The 18650-nt window shown below is 64.7% G+C and carries 9 protein-coding genes; 7 read left to right on the top strand and 2 right to left on the bottom strand.

The window, feature by feature from the left end; genetic code table 11:
• Positions 1-77: 77 nt before the first annotated feature.
• Together GWQ22_RS07315 and GWQ22_RS07310 are read right to left on the bottom strand one after the other, a co-directional pair.
• Complete coding sequence (locus tag GWQ22_RS07315; RefSeq protein ID WP_275929893.1) at positions 78-2075, bottom strand: hypothetical protein; 1998 nt, start codon at positions 2073-2075, stop codon at positions 78-80.
• 145 nt (positions 2076-2220) lie between these two features.
• Positions 2221-2772 (bottom strand): lipoprotein, encoded by a 552-nt coding sequence (locus tag GWQ22_RS07310; RefSeq protein WP_275929892.1) that lies wholly within the window; start codon positions 2770-2772, stop codon positions 2221-2223.
• 325 nt (positions 2773-3097) lie between these two features.
• Here GWQ22_RS07310 and GWQ22_RS07305 point away from each other — a divergent pair, with 325 nt between their 5' ends.
• From GWQ22_RS07305 to GWQ22_RS07275, 7 genes are read left to right on the top strand one after another with little or no spacing between them, the layout of a single operon-like run.
• Positions 3098-4261: an isochorismate synthase gene (locus tag GWQ22_RS07305; protein WP_275929891.1), complete on the top strand. Its 1164-nt coding sequence runs from the start codon at positions 3098-3100 to the stop codon at positions 4259-4261.
• Entirely contained in the window at positions 4258-5928 is a 1671-nt protein-coding gene (locus GWQ22_RS07300; protein ID WP_275929890.1) for a (2,3-dihydroxybenzoyl)adenylate synthase, read from the top strand. The genes GWQ22_RS07305 and GWQ22_RS07300 overlap by 4 nt, the downstream gene beginning before the upstream one ends.
• Before the next feature lie 23 nt (positions 5929-5951).
• Positions 5952-6863, top strand: coding sequence for an isochorismatase family protein (locus GWQ22_RS07295; RefSeq protein ID WP_275929889.1), 912 nt, complete (start codon positions 5952-5954; stop codon positions 6861-6863).
• On the top strand, positions 6860-9964 hold the full coding sequence (amoF, locus tag GWQ22_RS07290) for an amonabactin biosynthesis non-ribosomal peptide synthetase AmoF (RefSeq protein WP_275929888.1): 3105 nt from the start codon (positions 6860-6862) through the stop codon (positions 9962-9964). The genes GWQ22_RS07295 and amoF overlap by 4 nt, the downstream gene beginning before the upstream one ends.
• Before the next feature lie 29 nt (positions 9965-9993).
• On the top strand, positions 9994-10743 hold the full coding sequence (gene dhbA / locus GWQ22_RS07285; protein WP_275929901.1) for a 2,3-dihydro-2,3-dihydroxybenzoate dehydrogenase: 750 nt from the start codon (positions 9994-9996) through the stop codon (positions 10741-10743).
• 8 nt (positions 10744-10751) lie between these two features.
• Entirely contained in the window at positions 10752-17027 is a 6276-nt protein-coding gene (gene amoG, locus GWQ22_RS07280; protein WP_275929887.1) for an amonabactin biosynthesis non-ribosomal peptide synthetase AmoG, read from the top strand.
• Entirely contained in the window at positions 17024-18586 is a 1563-nt protein-coding gene (locus GWQ22_RS07275) for an amino acid adenylation domain-containing protein (RefSeq protein ID WP_275929886.1), read from the top strand. The genes amoG and GWQ22_RS07275 overlap by 4 nt, the downstream gene beginning before the upstream one ends.
• The last annotated feature ends 64 nt before the right edge of the window (positions 18587-18650 follow it).

The raw sequence follows: 18650 nt of genomic DNA, 5'->3' as shown, positions 1-18650 counted from the left end.
CCTTGAAACTGTGTCAGACGCTGTCATGCAAAGGGAGCCATATTGGCTCCCTTTTTCATGCTGGTGAATGGCGATGATTACTCGCTTACCACCGCTTTGGCGGCCATCACCATGGCGGTGCCATGCTGGCCACCGGCGGCGGTCACTTGCGGAACACCATCTTCGTCGGTGTCACTGCCGGCACCTTCGATGATGTTCTCGCCGGAGTCACCGATCCACTCGGCCATCTGCATGCCGCCGTTGACGGTGCCACGGAACCAGCTGACGTACTGACCGGTCAGCTTGGCCAGCTCCAGCTCGGGCGCCTTCTCGGCCCCTTCGTTACGCAGGTTCAGCATGGCAGAGCGCAGGGCGCCGGAGATGGCAGCCTGGGTCCAGGGGGTGTATTCACCCTGTTTGCCCGCCAGCCAGGTGCCGGCCTTCTGATTGAAGTAGGCCTTGTCGGTCGCGATGAACAGCTCGCGGGCGGCCGTGCGGTACTTGGCATCGGAGGTGGCGAGGAAGGCGGCGGTCAGACCACGGATGGCCGCGAACTGCGCATCGATGGAGTGGCCAGCGTCGAGCTTGCCGCCCAGGGTGATGCCGTCATGCACCAGACCGTTTTTGCCCTTGAGATTGGCAAGGATGAAATCGGCCTGCTTGCGGATCAAATCGAGTGCCTGCTGACCCTGCTTGGTCTTGAGGTTCAGCTCGCCATTGTCACCGGCGGCGTAACCGACCGGCAGCGCATCCTGAGCGCGCTGGAAGATCTGCAGGGCGACCAGGGCGTAAGCGGCGTCAAAGGTGGTGACGTGCTTGCCCTGTTTGCCCGCCTGCCAGCTGTCGACCAGGGTGCCGGCCTTGGCATCAAAGTGCAGGGCCGCCAGGTTCTTGAAGGTGAGGTTGGAGAGATTGATCGCCAGCGAGAAGGCATCGCTGCCAGCGACTGCCTTGCCCAGATCATTGGCCTGGTTGGCAGCCGGGGCGGCGGCAAACGGCGCGCCATCAAACACGGCGTGGAAGGCCGGGTTCTGGTTGGTGTTGGCGCTGCGCTGATCGCTGAAGGCATAGAACTCGGAGAGCGGCCACAGCATCATCCAGGCATCGCGTAGCTGGGCGGAGTCATCCACCACTTCCAGCTTGCCGATGGCGCCCACGTCATGCTTGCTGGTTTCGGTCACTTTCACCTGATGGGGGAAGTAGACGACGCCCTTGGCCGGATCGTATTGCGGGGTGATCCTGGCGCCCAGTTGCTTGCCGTCGAAGCCGAGCTGGTTCTGCATGATGGTCAGCTTGTCGATGGATTGCTCGGTCAGCATCATGCCGTTGAAACCGTCAGCGGCGGAGACGCCCAGCTTGTGCTTGCCATCCTGATCCATGGTGGCGGAAGCCGCTTCCACCTCTTCATCGGTTTCCGCCACGTGCATACCGCCGAGGAAATCCTGAGACCACATCACCTCTTTGAGCAATATGCCGCCCACGGCTGCGGGCACCAGCAGGTTGTCACTGCCGCTCCAGCGCAGGGTGGTGTAGTCGCGGAAGTAGGCCGGTATCAGTGTCCTGACGCTCTTCTCGTTGCCCTTGGCGGTCTTGATGGTGATCTGATCGCCGTTGACCGGGGTGGTGTTCACCGCTTGCGCAAACTCCGGATTGGCGGAGGCATAGGGCAGGGAGAGGGGATACATGCCCTGTGGTACTTCATCGGCCGGGAAGCCAACGGCATCGGCCATGGCCAGTACCCGCTGCCCCAGAGAGGCCATGGTGCCGCCACGGGCCAGGTTTTGCGGCCCGTTCACCAGATGAGGGCCCATGCCGGATTGGTAGTTGAGGGCGTACATGGCCTCTTCGGAGTACTCGTAGGATTCGATGCCAGCGGCGAAGTCGAACGGAGTTGGCTCATTGGCGCGGTTGGCGTCCAGCACATCCAGATCCAGACCGAGGGCCTCGGCCAGCGGCTCGCCGGAGAGTTCGAATTCGGTGTAGGCCAGCATGTTGGCGGCGGTATTGAATGTTTTGTCTTCTACTTTGACGGCGGCGTGTGCGGCACCGCTCAGGAGGGCGCAGGCGATCGCCTGGACCAGTACGGTTTTTCTCATGTCCCTTCTCACCATATGTTTGATTTTATTATGACGCTTCTCATGAATCTAAATGAGAATGGTGCGCATTATGTACCAAGGTGGGGGGCTTGAGAAGAAAAAGCCGCGCCCGGGGGTTGAAGAGCAGAGGGGCGCGGCTTGGGGGTCACAGCAGTTTGAAGGGGATGACCAGTCGGCCGGGCTCCACCTTGAGTGCCCCGACTTTCTCCTTGATCCTGGCTTCGTTCTTGCGACTGTCATCCAGCCGGTAGACGGGCGTCTGGGAGAGGAACAGCGAGAGCGACTGGTTGAAGGTGGGCAGCAGTGGTGTGAGGGCGGCACCCACGTTGGCTGGCTCTGTCTGGATTGAGATGAGTTCGAGGTCACGCAGGTAGATGGCACCCTGCTCGGCCACATAGTCGGGGCGAGCGCTGAGGGAGATGCGGATCTTCACTTGCTGGCTGCCAAGGGGGCTGCTGACCTGCAGATCACCGGCAGCATCAAGTTCCACCCGATCGGCGCTGGCGCGGCCAATGCGGCTGTGCATCTCATCCAGGCGGATCTTGCTCGACATGATGCCGGGGATCCCCAGCAGTTTCTCGAAGGCGACCTTCTCTTTGAGGTATTGGTTGATTTCGCCTTCGCTGACGTTGTACTGGGTGAGCGAACAGGCTGCCAGCAGCAGGCTGAGAGGGAGCAGAAGCAGGTACTTTAACATCGACAGTTCCGTGAGTTGAGGGACGTGACCAAACAGAGGGCGCCATCTTAGGGGGAAATACCCCTGGCTGCCAGTCTGAGCACGCGGCTCCCGTGTTTGTTGCCGCCTCATATGGGGTATGGGATCTGTATTCATACGAGTAACCGCTTCGATGTCTGGCATGGCAGGCCGCCAGTGGCGCGGTTTGTCCAATATCCACAGATAAGTTCCAGTTTTATCGATATAAAAATCCCATTGACCGGGTGATTTCAAAGCGAGTATTTTACCGCCCCACAAATGCAAACTGATAATCATTATCATTTTGAATCATATTTGAGGGTGTAACGTGGATACTCTTGTGATGGAAAATAGCGCGCCTGCCCAGGCTGCGTCCCTGCCCGATTTCTTGTTTACCTCAGGTCAGGGCACGATCAGCGCCTACGACCTGGGTCAGCCTATCACCACGCCCGCCTGCGAATGGCCCTTGCTGGAGCGACAGATAGCGAGGGCGCTGGCGGCGGCCGAGGCCGCAGGGCAAGCTAATCCGCTGCTGATCGGCGCCTTCGCGTTCGACCCGGCCGACGCCTCCTGCCTCTATGTGCCCGGCCGTTATGAGCGGGGAGTGCGAACGCCCGCAGCGGAGCGTGCCGCCGAGACCAACCAGGTCATCTCAGTGCAGAGCACGCCGGCGGCGGCCGAATTCAAGGCCTCGGTCAGCTCGGCGCTAAATGCGTTTGCACAGGGTCACCTTGCCAAGGTTGTGTTGTCGCGCAAGCTGATCCTCACGCTGCACAAGCCCGCCGATCCCGAGCGGGTGCTGGCCCGCCTGATGAGCCAGAACCCCCATGCCTTTCACTTCTCCCTGCCGCTCGGGCAAGATCGCCGCTTGCTCGGCGCCAGCCCGGAGCTGCTGCTGCGGGTCAGCGGGGGCGAGGTCTTCACCCATCCACTGGCGGGCTCTGCCAAGCGCTACGGCGAGCCGGAGCAGGACCGGCAGGTGGCCCGCGATCTGCTGGCCTCCCGCAAGGATCAGCATGAACACAAGTTGGTGATCGACGAGATCCGCCGGGTGTTGACCCCGCACTGCCGCGAGCTGGCCATTCCCGCCAATCCCACCCTGATGAGCACGGATACCCTCTGGCATCTGGGCACGCCCATCGCCGGTCAGCTGCATCCGGGTCAGGCTTCTGTGCTCTCCCTGGCCTGCCAGCTGCATCCGACCCCGGCCTTGTGCGGTTATCCGACCGAGCTGGCGCGTCAGTTTATCCGCGAGCAGGAACCCTTCAGACGGGCCCTGTTCAGCGGTATCGTCGGTTGGTGTGACAGCCAGGGCAATGGGGAGTGGGCTGTGGTGATCCGCTGCGGTGTGCTCGATGGCCATCAGGTGGAGCTGTTTGCCGGCGCCGGCATAGTGGCAGGATCGGATCCCGCCATGGAGTGGGCCGAGACCGGCACCAAGCTGGGCACCATGTTAAACGCCCTGGGCCTTGGCAGTGAGGTGGCGCTATGACTCAGGCAAACCGCTTCCTGCCTTACACCCGCTGGCCCCGGGAACTGGCCGAGCAGTATCGTGCCAAGGGCTATTGGCGCGGTGAGCCCCTGACCACCATGCTGGATCGCCAGTGTGAAGTGGCGCCGGATGCCACTGCCATCCTCTGCGGCGAGCGCAGTGTCAGTTATCGCGAGCTGGATGAAGGCGCCAGTCGGCTGGCCGGGCGGCTCGTTCGTCATGGCTTCAAGGTGGGCGACACCGCTCTGGTGCAGCTGCCCAATGTGGCCGAGTTCTATCTGGTGTTTTTCGCCCTGCTCAAAGCCGGGATTGCGCCGGTCAACGCCCTCTTTAGCCACAACCGGCTGGAGCTGGCCTCTTACGCCGAGCAGATCCGACCCCGGCTCTTTATTGGCTCGCTCGCCCATTCGCTGTTTGCCAATGGGGATCGCAACAGTGACTTGCTGCGAGGCATAGGCGCCGAGCTGGCGCTGCTTGATGGCGAGAGCGGGGAACTGGGGCTGACTCATTGGCTGAGTGATCAGGCCAAGAGCGAGGGATTGGCCGTCCCCGCCTATGGCCCGAGTCCGGCGGACGAGGTGGCCTTCTTCCAGCTCTCCGGCGGCAGCACAGGCACCCCCAAGCTCATCCCCCGCACCCATGACGACTATTACTACAGCGTGCGCCGCAGCGTTGATCTCTGCGGGCTGGGCCCCCATACCCGCTATCTGTGCGCCCTGCCGGCTCCCCACAACTTCCCCTTGAGCTCCCCAGGTGCCCTCGGTGTGTTCGAGGCGGGCGGCACAGTGGTGCTGGCACCAGACCCCGGTCCCATGAGCTGTTTTCCGCTGGTAGCCCGCCACCGCATCAACCTCACCTCCCTGGTGCCGCCAGCCGTCGCCCTCTGGCTGCAAGCGGCCGAATCTGACCCGGCCGTGCGCAGCCAGCTTGCGAGCCTCGACGTGCTGCAGGTGGGGGGCGCCAAGCTGGCCGAAGCAGTGGCCAGAAAAATCACCCCGCTGCTCGGCTGCCGGTTGCAACAGGTGTTCGGTATGGCGGAGGGGCTGGTCAACTACACCCGGCTCTCTGACCCCGACGAGAAGATCATTCACACCCAGGGCCGCCCCATGAGCCCGGACGACGAGGTGCGCATTCTGGACGAGGCGGGCAACCCGGTCGCCCCCGGCCAGCCCGGCGCCCTGCACACCCGTGGTCCCTACACCTTCCGCGGTTACTACCAGAGCCCGGCCCACAACGCCCGGGTGTTTGATAGCGAGGGCTTCTACTGCTCCGGCGATCTGGTGGTGCAAGACCAGGACGGCTACCTGACGGTGGTGGGGCGGCAAAAGGATCAGATCAACCGGGGCGGCGAGAAGATAGCGGCGGAAGAGGTGGAAAACCAGCTGCTGCACCACCCGGCCATCACCCAGGCGGCCCTGGTCTCCATGCCCGATAGCGCCATGGGGGAGAAGAGCTGCGCCTTTATCGTCAGTGCGGATCCCGGGTTAAAGCCGCTGGCCTTGCGCAAGTTTCTGCGCGCGCGCGGGGTGGCGGACTTCAAGCTGCCCGACCGTTTTGAAACCCTGGATGCCCTGCCCATGACGGCGGTGGGCAAGATTGACAAACAGGGGCTGCGTGCACGTATCGCCGAGATCATCGCCGCAAGCCAGCCCCTGACAACAGCTTAAAACTAAAAAGGAATCATGACGTTATGGCTATCCCAACCCTGAACAACTACGCCATGCCCAACCAGTGGAAGGCCAACAAGGTCAACTGGACGCTGGAGCCCAAACGCGCTGCTTTGCTCATTCACGATATGCAGGAGTACTTCACCGCGTTTTATGGCGAGAACAGCCCGCTGATCGCCACGCTCACCGAGCGGCTGGCCGCGGTGCGCAAACAGTGCAAGGCCCTCGGCATCCCGGTCTACTACACGGCCCAGCCCAAGGATCAATCCCCCGACGATCGCGCCCTGCTCAACGACATGTGGGGCCCGGGTCTGAACACGCGCCCCGAGCTGCAGCAGGTGGTGGCAGGGCTGCGCCCGGAGCGTGACGACACAGTGCTGGTCAAGTGGCGCTACAGCGCTTTCCAGCGCTCCGAACTCGAACAGATGCTCAAAGACCTGGGGCGGGATCAGCTCATCATAGGCGGCATCTACGGCCATATCGGCTGCATGATGACCGCCTGCGACGCCTTCATGCGCGACATCCAGCCCTTCTTCCTGGCGGACGGGGTGGCGGACTTCTCCCAGGCCGATCACCAGATGGCGCTCGACTACGTGGCGACCCGCTGCGGCAAGGTGATCCCCTGCGAGGAGGTGCTGGTGCTCGCTCCGGTTTCCGCTTTCGCCGCCCAGACCAATCCATTACTGACCTACGAGGGACTCAAGACGCGGCTGCTGAGCCATATCGATGAGGACGAAGGGGAGTTTGACCCGGACGAGAACCTCATCGACTACGGCCTGGATTCGGTGCGCATCATGTCCCTGCTCACCGAGTGGCGCGCCGCCGGGGTGGAGCTGGGTTTCGTGGATCTCGCCAAGCTGCCGACCCTTAACGGCTGGTGGCGTGTGATCGAAACAAAGCTTGCCGAACAAAAGACCCTGGAGGTGACCCCATGAGTCGCTTCCCGCTGACCATACCCCAACAGGGGCTCTGGTCCGGTCATCTACTCAACGACGACAAGGCGATGTTCAACACCGCCGAGTGTATCGCCTTCGATGGCAAGGTCGACGCAGCCGTGCTGGTGGCGGCACTCACCCGGGCTGTGGGTGAGTGCGAGGCGCTCAAGGGCCATTTTGCAGACGATGGGGAGGCGGTCTGTTTCGTCTCCTCCAATGTGCCACTCGCCTATGACGAGGTGAACCTTGAAAGCGATGACGAGGCTGCCGCCCGCGACTGGGCCCGGGCCGATCTGCGCCGACCGTTCGCATTGACCGAGGCGGCTCCCTGCCGCTTCGCCCTGCTGCGCGGCCCCGGCCGGGATTACCTCTGCAGCTGCGTGCACCACATCGCGCTGGACGGCTTTGGCACCACCTTGCTGTTCCAGCGTATCGCCGAACTCTATGGCGAAGGGCTGGCCGGGGCTGCGCCGTCGCCATCGCCGTTTGGCCTACTGGATGAGGTACTGGCCGAAGAGCGGGCCCGCGAGGAGGGTGGCAAGAACGCCGCCGCTCGCGCTTTCTGGCAGGCGCAATTGCAGGCTTGGCCAGAGGTGACATCCTTTAGCGACACTCGCGCCCCCATCGCCGCCGAATTTATCCGCGAGAGCCGCCCGCTGCCGACGGCACTGTGGCAGGCGTTGACAGGCTTTGCCGACGAACACAAGCTGGGCTGGCCTGATCTGTTGCTGGCCGGGCTCTCGGCCCAGCTGTCGCTTGCCAGCGGCCAGCAACAGACCCTGCTCGGCCTGATGATGATGAACCGCATCGGGTCGGCGTCGCTGACCGTGCCCTGCATGCAGATGAACATCACCCCGTTGGCGCTGGCCCTCGACGAGGGGCTGGATCTGGCGGGGGCCGCTGGGGCCGTGGCCAAGGCCAAGCGCGGTGTACGCAAGCACCAGCACTACCGCTACGAGCTGCTGCGCCGAGACCTGGGCCTGGTGGGGGGAGACAAGCGATTGTTTGGCCCCCTGGTCAACATCATGCCGTTCGATCACGCCCGTCGCTTCGGGCCGCTCAGTGCCCATATCCTTAACATCAGCGCCGGGCCGGTGGAGGATCTCACCATAGAGGTGCAGGTGGGGGCCGATGGTCAACCCAGGCTGGATCTGGATGCCAATCCCGGTTGCTACCAGCAGGCCGATCTGGCGACTATCGCCGATACCCTGTTCGCTCTGCTGGGCCGCTGGCTCACCGAGCCCGCCCAGACCCTGGGGTCCCTCAAGGCCGATTGGCTGGCCGAGCAGTGTCAATCTCGGCTGATCACCGGCCCCGCCCACGAGGCTCTCCAGGTGCGCCCTGTGCTGGACGCGCTCAGCCACTTCGCTGCCCAGACGCCGAACAAGATTGCCCTGATACAGGGGGAGGCGAGCGTCAGCTATGAGGCGCTGTTGGCTCGTTGCGAGCAGATGGCGGCGGCCCTGCAGGCCGCCGGCGTTGCCCCCGGCGACAAGGTGGGCGTCATGCTGGCCCGCAGCCCCCAGGCCATCTTCGCCCAGCTGGCGGTGCTGCTGGCGGGCGCCGTCTATGTGCCCCTCGACCCCGAGCAGCCGCTGGAGCGCCAGGGCCATATCCTGCGCCTTGGCGAGGTCAAGACCCTGATCACCCAGGCGGAGTATCGTCACAAGCTGGCCAGCCTGTTCGAAGGACGGACCCTCTTGGCGGGGGATCTGCTGAGCGACAACCGCTTGAATCAGCCCGCCGCTGGTCGCGCCGTCGCTTACCTGATGTTCACCTCGGGCTCGACCGGTCTGCCTAAGGGGGTGGCGGTCAGTCACGGGGCGCTCGATCACTTCGCCGCCGCCGCCCGCTGCCGCTATCACCTGGATGAGGGGGCTCGGATGCTGCAATTTGCCCCCTTCAACTTTGATGCCAGCATAGAGGAGGTGTTCGCCACCTTAAGCGCTGGCGCTACCCTGGTGCTGCGCACCGACACCCTGCTCGAATCCATGCCCACCTTTGCAGCCGGGGTGGAGCAGATGGGGATCACCCACCTCGATCTGCCCACGGCGTTCTGGAACGAGTGGGTGGTGGCGCTGACGGCGGGCCAGGCCCACATTCCCTCGGGATTGGCCACCGTCATCATAGGCGGCGAGGCGGTCTACCCCGAGCAGTTGGCCCAGTGGCAGCGGCAGGGTCGCGCCGACGTGCGCCTGTTCAACACCTACGGCCCAACCGAGACCACTGTGGTAGTCACCACCCAGGAGCTGCAGCAGGAAGACCCGAACCAGATCCAGTTACCCATCGGCCTGCCGCTGCCCGGCATGCAGGCGCTCATTCTGGGGGCAGGGGATCAGCCTGCCAGCGAGGGGGAGCTGGTGCTGCTCGGCCCGCAGCTTGCCAACGGCTATGTGGGTGGCGAGCAGGGGAGCTTTGAGACCCTTCGGGTCGGTGAGCAGACCCTGCCCGTTTATCGCACTGGCGACAGGGTGCGGCTGGTGGCTGGCCGCCTGGTCTATCTGGGTCGGCGCGACAACGAGTTCAAGATCAGCGGCTATCGCATCCAGCCCGGCGAGGTGGAGGCCCAGTTGCTGGCCCTGCCCGGGGTGGACGAGGCCTGCGTGCAGGGCATTAGCCTTGGCAGCGTGCGCCGGCTGGTGGCTTTCGTGGCAGGGCCGGAGCGTGACAGCCGGGCCATCAAGGCGCAGCTCGCCAAGGTGCTGCCCGCCGCCATGATCCCCACCGATTATCGCCACTATGACCAGCTGCCTCGCACCGGCTCCAACAAGCTGGATCGCAAGGCCCTGCTGGCTCAGTACCAGGGGGGGGGCGAGGCGCTACTCCTTGGCAAAGAGTCCCTCGGCAGCGAGACCGAGAACCGGGTCGGCGCCATCTGGCAGCAGATCCTGGGGCTCGCCACCATGGCGCCAGCGGACAACTTCTTCGAGCTGGGGGGCCAGTCCCTGCAGACCATACAGATAGTGAATCGGCTCGGTGCCGAGTTCGGGGTGCAGGTCAAGGTCTCCGATGTGTTCGATCATCCCCGTCTCGATGACTTCTGCCGCTTCCTTGATGGCAAGCTGACCGAGGATGAAGAGAGCGTGGAGATGGTCTGGTGATGGGGTGCGTGAAGATGGAACAGCAAAAAATGGCCTTTGATTTCAGTGGCAAGCGGGTCTGGGTGACCGGGGCCGGTCGTGGCATAGGGCGCGAGGTGGCGGAGCAGTTCGTGGCCGCTGGCGCCGCCGTGGTGGGGCTGGATCTGGCGTTTCCCGAGGCTGGCTACCCCTATGCCACCCGGCTGCTCGACATCGGTGATGCCGCAGCGGTCAACACCTGCTGCACGCAGCTGCTGGCGGACGGCGTGCTGGATGTGCTGGTCAACGGAGCCGGGGTCTTGCGCCTCGGTCCCACCGAAGCCTTGAGTGATGACGACTGGCACGATTGCATGACAGTCAACGCCAGCGGCGTCTTCTATCTGCTGCGGGCCCTGGTGCCTCACTTCAAGGCGCAGCGGTGCGGCGCCATCGTCACCATCGGCTCCAACGCCGCCCATGTGCCGCGCATGCAGATGGCGGCTTACTGTGCCTCCAAGGCGGCGGTCACTAGTCTGACCCAGACGGTGGGGCTGGAGCTGGCCCCCTTTGGCGTGCGGGTCAACCTGGTGTCGCCGGGCTCGACGGATACCCCCATGTTGCGGGGTATGCTGCCGGACGAGGGAGCCATGGCCCGCACCATTGCCGGGCTGCCGGATCAGTTCAAGCTCGGCATTCCCCTGCGCAAAATCGCCACCCCGGCGGAGATCGCCAATACCGTGCTCTTCCTGGCATCCAGCCTGGCCAGCCATATCACGCTGCAGGATCTGGTCGTCGACGGCGGCGCCACCCTGAGCGCCTGAGGTAAGTAATGAACAATATGATAACGCTGCTAAAACAGCTGGAACGCCAGGGGGTCAGGTTAGCCCTCAACGACAAGGGGCAGCTGGTCTCCCAGTCGAGCAAGGAGGCGCTGACCCCCGCCATTGGCGCCACCATCAAGGCGCACAAGGATGAGTTGGTGCGCTGTCTGGCCGCCCGCGCCGCCTTCGAGGCGCCCATTCTTGCGCAAAGTGAAGCGCAAGGGGCTCTGCGCGGGCCGCTCTCCTCCTCCCAGAGCGGACTCTGGTTTATCGAGCAGTACGAGGAGGCCTCCCACCTCTACAATATGCCGGTCTATTTTCGCGTACACGGCGAGCTGGATACGGCGGCGTTGGCGTTCGCCTTCGATCACCTCTTTGCCCGCCACCCCAGCATGCGCACCCGTTTCGTCAAGGACGAGGCGGGCAGGGGGGCGCAGGAGATACTGCCGCATGTTCCCTTCACCTTGCCCGTTGAAGACGTCAGCCAGCAGCCGCAAGCCGAGCGTGAGGCCTATGTGGCCAGGCGAGTGCGCGAAGAGATAGGGCGTCCCTTCTCCCTGACCAAAGGGGACCTCAGCCGGGTGCACCTGATTCGCCTCGGCGAGCGCGAGCACGTGCTGCTTATCACCCAGCACCACATCATCTCGGACGGCTGGTCGGTCAAGAACATGTTTGCCGACTTGAAGCGCGCCTTCCTGGCCCATCAGAACCGGGAGCCCTTGAGCGTGCCCGAGTTGCCGCTCACCTATCTTGACTATGCCCACTGGTTCAATTCGCCGCGCTTTCTCGACTATCACGCCGAGTTCAAGCCGTTCTGGGTTGACCGCCTCGGTGGCAGCCCCGAGGTGCACGGCCTGCCGCTCGACAAGCCGAGGCCAGCCCATCAGGCCAGCGGCGGCGAGCTGGTCTTCTCCACCATCGACAACGCCCTGTGGGAGAGCTTCAAGCGGCTGTGCCAGCGCCACAACACCTCCAACTTCATCGGCCTGCACGCCCTGTTTGCCCTGTTGATGGTGCGCCAGAGCGGCGAGAAGGAAGTGGTCATCGGCACGCCGCTCGCCTATCGTGAGCGCCACGAAATCGAGTCACTGGTGGGCTTCTTCGTCAATACCCTGGTGCTGCGCACTCAACTCACCGGCAAGCCCAGCTTTGTCGACTACCTGCAGCAGTGCCGGGAAGAGGATCTGGCGGCCTTCGATCACCAGCTCTACCGCTTCGAGGCGCTGGCCGAGGCCATCGGCGCCGATCGTACCACCGCCATCAACCCCATCTTCCAGATCATGCTGGTCTATCAGGCCAAGGTAGATTTCAACGATCTCATCCCCGGCTGCCAGCTGGTGGAGGAGACCTCCCCCGTGCTGCCCGCCAAGACTGACATCTCGGTCAAGGTGACCGAGCTGATGGACTCGGTACGGGTGGACTGGTTGTTCGCCACCGCATTGTTCGAGCGTGACACTATTGAACGTTATGCGGACCGGCTGCTGCACCTGATGCGCGCCGTGGTGGCGGCCCCCGAGACCGATATCTGGCAATTGCCGCTGGAGGCAGGTAAAGACCAGGCGGCGCTGGCCGCTGAGCTCGCCAGCCTGCCGCTGGATTATCCCAGCCGCGACACCCTGCTCTGCCATATCGAGCGCCGCGCGGCGGAGTTTCCCGACGCGCTGGCGGTGAGTGACGGCGAGGGAGCCCTGAGTTACGGCGAGCTGGAAGAGCGCGCCAACCGGCTGGCCCACTGGCTGTTGGCCCGAGGCGTGACGCATGGGGCCGCCATCGGCATCCAGGCCAGACGGGATATCGCCTTCGTGGTCGCCCTGCTCGCCAGCTGGAAGGCGGGGGCGGCCTATGTGCCGCTCGATCCTGCCTATCCCGCCGAGCGGCTGGCCCATCTCCTGAGCGACGCCGCCATCAAGCTAGTGCTGGGAGGAGAGCCGGACGCCCGGCTCGCCGAGCCCCTTATGGGCACAGATGTCGGTTACCACAATCTGCATCTGCTGGCGCTGGATGGGCTATCAAGCAAGGCTCCCGCTACCCTTCGGGACGCCGCCATGCTGGCCCAGATCATCTACACCTCCGGCAGTACAGGCCTGCCCAAGGGGGTCATGGTGGAGCAGGGCAGCCTGGTCAACCTGATGGCAGATCACGGCGCGCGCATCGCCCTTGATCAGAACGGGGCCATGTTCAACAGCATGTCTCTGTCGTTCGATGCGGGCAACATGACCACCCTGCTGCCGCTCTACTGCGGCGCAGCCCTGCATTTTGGCGAGCCGGGCGAGGGGGCCATCACGGCCGCGATCAACTGTGGCGCCAGCCATATGATCCTGCCCACCGCCCTGCTGGCGAACCTGTTGCCACCGACCGATCTCGGTTCCCTCAAGGCCATCGGTTTCGGCGGCGAAGCCTGCCCGAGCAGCCTGGTGGAACGCTGGGGAGAGCGGGTTGCACTCTACAACATGTATGGCCCGACCGAGTGCACCGTCACGGCGCTCTGCGCGCGGCTGGTGCCGGGTCAGCCCATCACCATAGGCCAGCCTATCAGCAATTTAAAAGCGCTGATCCTGGACGAAGGGGGCAACCTCTGCCCCGTGGGGGTGCCCGGTGAGCTCTGCTTGGCGGGGCTGGGGCTTGCCCGCTGCTACCTCAATCTGCCTGAGCGAACCCAAGAGGCCTTTATCGAGCTGACGCTTGATGCAGACACGGATACCCGCACTTATCGCCTCTACCGCACCGGCGATCAGGCCCTGCTGCGCCGCGACGGCAATATCAGTTATCTCGGTCGGCTTGACGAACAGATCAAGCTGCGCGGCTATCGCATCGAGCCCGGCGAGATAGAGACGCAAGTCGCCGCGCTGTGTCCGGCCATCCGCCAGATCAAGGTAGTGGTGCAAGACGGCCGCCTGCTGGCGTACGCCTGTTTGAATGCGGGGGCGAGTGAGCCGGACGGCGAGGCCCTGCTGCAACAGGCGGGCGAATGCCTGCCCGAATACATGGTGCCGGTGCGGCTCTGTTGGCTCACCGAGATGCCGCTTACCCCCAATGGCAAGCTGGACCTGCGCTGCCTGCCCGCCATTGACTGGCAACAGAGCAAGCGCGAGCCACAAAGCGAGCTGGAGCAAACCGTGCTCGCCATCTGGCAGGGGGTGCTCAAGCAGCCGCTTGGGGTGGAGGATGACTTCTTTCGTCTGGGGGGGGATTCCATCCTCAGCATCCAGCTCACCACAAGGCTGCGGGATGCAGGGCTGCACTGCAGCGTCAAGGACGTGTTCGAGGCCAAAACCGTGCGCCGCCTCTGCCGTCAGCTCGGCCAGCAGCAGGCGGTCAATCACCAGACGGAGCAGGGCTGCCTGACAGGCGACTTCCCACTTCATCCCATCCAGCACTGGTTCTTCGAGCAGGGCTTCGCCAAGCCCGGCCACTGGAATCAGGGGGTGATACTGCGCCTGCCCGCCGGGGTGGACGATACCGCCCTGCATGGCTGGCTGACCACCCTGCGCCAGCACCACGACGCCCTGCGCCTGGCGGTGACCGCGACCGGCCAGCGCTATCTGGCCGAGCTGGCGCTGCCATCCTTGCCGACCCTGGATGCAGGGGCACTCGGCGCGGCTGAACTGCAGGCCCGGCTGACCGAACTGCAGGGGGATCTCGATCCCGCCAGCGGCCACACCCTGGCTTGGGCTCGCTTGCGCAACCTGACCATCGAGGGTGAGGCAGAGCCGGTGGAGGGGCTCTTCCTCGCCTTCCATCATCTGGTTATCGATGCCGTCTCCTGGCGCATTCTGGTCGAGGATCTCGCCCGGGTGAGCCGGGGCGAGCCCCTGCCCGCCAAGGGCAGCAGCTATCGCCAGTGGGGCGAAGGGCTGGCCGCCTATGCCCTGCGCGAAGAGGATCAGCTGGCGTTCTGGCTGGCCCAGGGGGAGGGCAGCCAGCGAGGCCTGCTGGAAGCGCAGCGCGCCGAAGATGGCCGCGCCGCCGCCAGCCTGCTGCAACTGGACAAGGAGACCACGGCCCGCTTGATTGACCCGGCCAATCAGGTCTTCTTCACCCGGGTGCCCGACTTGTTGCTGGCCGCCCTGACGCGCACCCTGAGCGATCTCGGTTACGGTAGCCGCCACTGCGTGATGCTGGAAGGGCATGGCCGCGAAGCGATAGACGCCGAGCTCGATGTGAGCCGCACGTTGGGCTGGTTCACCAGTACCTATCCGCTGGCGCTGGCCGATGAGCAAGAGTGGGATGCGCTGGTGTGCGCCACCAAGGAGCGGCTGCGGGCCGTGCCGGACAAGGGGGTAGGCTTCAATTCCCTGCGTCTGCACCATCCCCGTGGCTGGGCGTTGCCCGAGGCCCTCATTGTCTTCAACTACCTGGGGGTCAGCCATCAGGCATCACGAGCGAAAGGTGCCGCAGGTCAGCCCTGGCAGCCTCTGCCCATGGCGCCAGGGGCGCCCACGTCGCCGGACAACTTGCCGCGCGAGCTCATCAGTCTGCACGGGGGCATCTATGACGGCTGCCTCACTCTGCGCCAGGTCGGCGCCCTCAACCAGCAAGGGAGCGACGCCCTGATGGTGAGATTGGCGGCCAACCTGCGTGCCCTGGTGGATCACTGCTGTGGGGTGAGCGCCCCGCGCCACACCCCGAGCGACTTCCCGGGGCTTGGCCTCTCGCAAGCGGCGCTCGACCAGGTGCTGAGCGGGCGCGAGGTGGAGACACTGTTGCCCATGACGTCCTTGCAACAGAGCATGCTCTATCACAGGACGCTGGCGCCTCGTGATACGGCTTACCACTTGCAGACCGAGATAGGGTATCGCCAGCCGCTGGACCTGGCCGTCTACCGCCAGGCCTGGCAGGTGCAGATCGCCCGCTGGCCGGCCCTGCGTAGCGAACTGGTGCTGGCGGATGGGGTGGCACTACAACGTATCCTGTGCCATGCCGAGCTGCCATTTCACTATCAGGATCTTGTGGGGGATGAGCAGGCCGAGGCGCGCATCGCGGCCTATCGCCAGCAGGATCTGGCCCGCCCGATCCCGCTGGAACGGGCCCCCTTGTTGCGGGTCGCCTGCTTCAAATTGGCACCCGATCACCACAAGGTTATCTTCAGTGCCCACCATGGCGTGCTGGATGGCTGGAGTGGCCCCGTGCTGCTGGGCTCCCTGCATCGCTGCTACCAAGCCCTGATGAACGGCCTGCTGCCGCACGCCGAACCGGATGGGGCCTGGCTCGAATTTGGCCGCTATATTGCCAGCCAAACCCGCGCCAGCGAGGCCTACTGGCAGGGGCGCGCCGAGCTGCTGGCCCGGCCCAACGATCTCTCCTGCCTGTTCGGGGTGGCGCTGGAGCCGCAGCTGACACAGCATAAGCCTGCGGTGTGCAGCCAACCCCTGGCGCCACACGTGTCGGCTCAACTGGAAGCCCGTGCTCGCGAGCTGGGGGTGACCACAGGCTTGCTGGCCCAGTATGCCTGGCATCGCCTGCTGGCCCGCTGCTGTGGCGACGACATCACCCTGGTGGGCAACGTGACCCCGGGCCGGGATTTCCCCATCGAGGGGATCACCGAGAGTGTTGGCCTCTATATCAACAGCCTGCCGCTGGCCCTGGATTGGCGCAGCGAGGCGACCCTGGCCGAGCATATCGCCCGGCTGCAGTCGGATTTGATGGCACTCAATGAGCACGGTACCCAGTCGCTCGCAGCGCTGACGCAGGGCAGGGCCCGCCTGTTCCAGAGCTTGTTCGTGTTCGAAAACTACCCTGTGCCGGCGCAGCCGGAGCAGCCCGAGCCCCATCAACTGGTGCCGCACTTCGGCGCCGTGGTGGAGAAGGTAGAACTGCCGCTCTCCCTGGTGGTGAATGCCCGAGGGGGCCAGCTCAGCCTGCGCCTCGAGTTCGACGGAGATCTGATCCCCATGGTGCAGGCAGACGCTGTGCTGGCCGCCTGGCAGGCTGAACTCGGCTGGCTGGCGGGGGCGAACCTTGCGCTGCCGGCCAGACCTGATGAGATGAGCCTGCCTGCCCCTGTGGCAGGGCGCTCCGCCGCGCCAGTCGCCAAGCCTTGTCCGCCTGCGGCCCGTCCGCTGGTGGCCCTGTGGGAGCGGCAATGCGGCGTGCCCGGTGTCTGGCAGCAGACCCTGTGTGAACTTGGGGTGGATTCGGTGCAACAGCTCGCCCTGCTGGCGGCCCTCAATACCGCCTTCGCTGGCGAGCGTGCGCCACTCACTCTGCGAGATCTCAAGGCCCACCCGTCCCCCAGTCGGCTCTATCAGCACTGGCTGGTGCGGCTGCCCGAGGAGGTGCTATGAGTGCCCTGAACCAGGTTGACCAACCTTTCGTCAAACAGAAGGCCAATCGGGCGGTGAGCTCGCCGCAAGGCAGGCTGGCCGCCGAGCAGACACTGAGCTCGCGCCTGGCCAGTTGCCTCGCCGCCACCCCGCTGGCCCCCGCCATCGGTATGGGCGGGGTCGGTATGAGTGAGCTCGGCCCCGGTGCCTGGCTCAACTATGGCGAACTCAACCTGCGGGTCGGTCAGATCGCCGCCCGTCTGAAGGGGTTGGCGGTGGGAGAGCGGGTCGGCCTCTATCTGGAGAGAGGCCCAGATCTGGTGGCCAGCGTGCTGGCTTGCCTGCGGCTTGGCCTCACTTTTGTGCCGCTTGAGCCGGATTTTCCGGTGGAGCGGCTGCAGGGCATCGCCAGTCAGGCCCATCTCTCGGCGGTGATCTGCGATGGGCATAGGGCGGTGCCAGCCTGCGGCTGTCCGCTGCGCTCCCTCGCCGGTCTGGGTCACGCGGAGGTTGAGTGGCCCAGGGTGGACGATGCGCTGGCGGCTTACATGATGTTCACCTCGGGCTCCACCGGCGAGCCCAAAGGGGTGGTCATCAGCCGGCGGGCCCTGCTCTGCTTCCTCGACGGGATCCGCGAGCGGCTCGGGCTCTCGCCGGTCTGCCACTGGCTCTTTATTACCACGCCAGCCTTCGATATTTCGCTGTTGGAGATGCTGGGGCCGCTCTGGGGCGGTGGCCGGCTGACGGTGGCTGGCAGCCAGCACAACAAGGATCCTCTGGGAATGATGGCGTTGCTCGAGGCCGACCCTTCCATCAACTGGTTGCAGGCCACGCCAGCCTGCTGGCGCATGCTGCTCAAAGCAGGCTGGCAGGGAGACGAGCGCCTCACCGCCCTGTGTGGCGGCGAGGCGCTGGATTCGGGATTGGCCGAGCAGCTCTGCGGCTGCACCAAACGGCTGTGGAACTGCTATGGGCCGACCGAGGCCACCGTCTGGTCCCTGGTGAGCGAGGTGCGCTGGCCCCCACCCAATGGGCAGATCACCATCAGCCACAGCCTGCCCGGCTACCGCCACTGGGTGCTGGACGAGGCGGGGTTGCCAGTATCTGAGGGGGAGTGTGGGGAGCTTTGCATCGAGAGCCCGGCCCTGTGTGAAGGCTATTGGCGCAAGCCCGGCCTGACGGCGGCGGCTTTCCTGCGGGTCGATGCCCATCGCCTCTATCGCACCGGGGACCGGGTGCGCCGACTGGGGATGGATCGCTTCTTCTATCTGGGGCGGCGCGACGATCAGGTCAAGCTGCGCGGTTTTCGTATCGAGCTGGGGGAGGTGGAGGCGGGCCTTCGTCGTCAACCCGGGGTGCAGGAGGCGGCGGTGCGCCTCGTCGGCGAGGGGGACGAGGCCATGCTGGTGGGCTATGTGGAGGCCAACGCCGGGGTGATCCTCCATCGCCTTGCCCTGCGCAAGGGGCTGCAGGCCACGCTGCCGCACTATATGGTGCCAGCGCGCATTTTTTTGCTCGATTCCTTGCCCAAGACTGGCAGCGGTAAGCTCGATAGAAAGGCGCTGCCACTGCCTGAATAGGGCGACCGAAAAGCTCATCAACAAGAAGCCCGCAGGATGCGGGCTTCTTTATTTGCCACAGGAG

It is taken from the genome of Aeromonas sp. 1HA1 (genome assembly GCF_029237385.1).
Lineage (GTDB): Bacteria > Pseudomonadota > Gammaproteobacteria > Enterobacterales > Aeromonadaceae > Aeromonas > Aeromonas popoffii.
The sequence above is the reverse complement of the archived record's forward strand: the minus strand, read 5'-3'. Positions and strand labels throughout refer to the sequence as shown.

Coding starts and splice junctions, on each gene's coding strand:
- GWQ22_RS07315 (WP_275929893.1), bottom strand. CDS start 2,075: ATGAGAAAAACCGTACTGGTCCAGGCGATCGCCTGCGCCCTCCTGAGC.
- GWQ22_RS07310 (WP_275929892.1), bottom strand. CDS start 2,772: ATGTTAAAGTACCTGCTTCTGCTCCCTCTCAGCCTGCTGCTGGCAGCC.
- GWQ22_RS07300 (WP_275929890.1), top strand. CDS start 4,258: ATGACTCAGGCAAACCGCTTCCTGCCTTACACCCGCTGGCCCCGGGAA.
- GWQ22_RS07295 (WP_275929889.1), top strand. CDS start 5,952: ATGGCTATCCCAACCCTGAACAACTACGCCATGCCCAACCAGTGGAAG.
- amoF (WP_275929888.1), top strand. CDS start 6,860: ATGAGTCGCTTCCCGCTGACCATACCCCAACAGGGGCTCTGGTCCGGT.
- dhbA (WP_275929901.1), top strand. CDS start 9,994: ATGGCCTTTGATTTCAGTGGCAAGCGGGTCTGGGTGACCGGGGCCGGT.
- amoG (WP_275929887.1), top strand. CDS start 10,752: ATGAACAATATGATAACGCTGCTAAAACAGCTGGAACGCCAGGGGGTC.
- GWQ22_RS07275 (WP_275929886.1), top strand. CDS start 17,024: ATGAGTGCCCTGAACCAGGTTGACCAACCTTTCGTCAAACAGAAGGCC.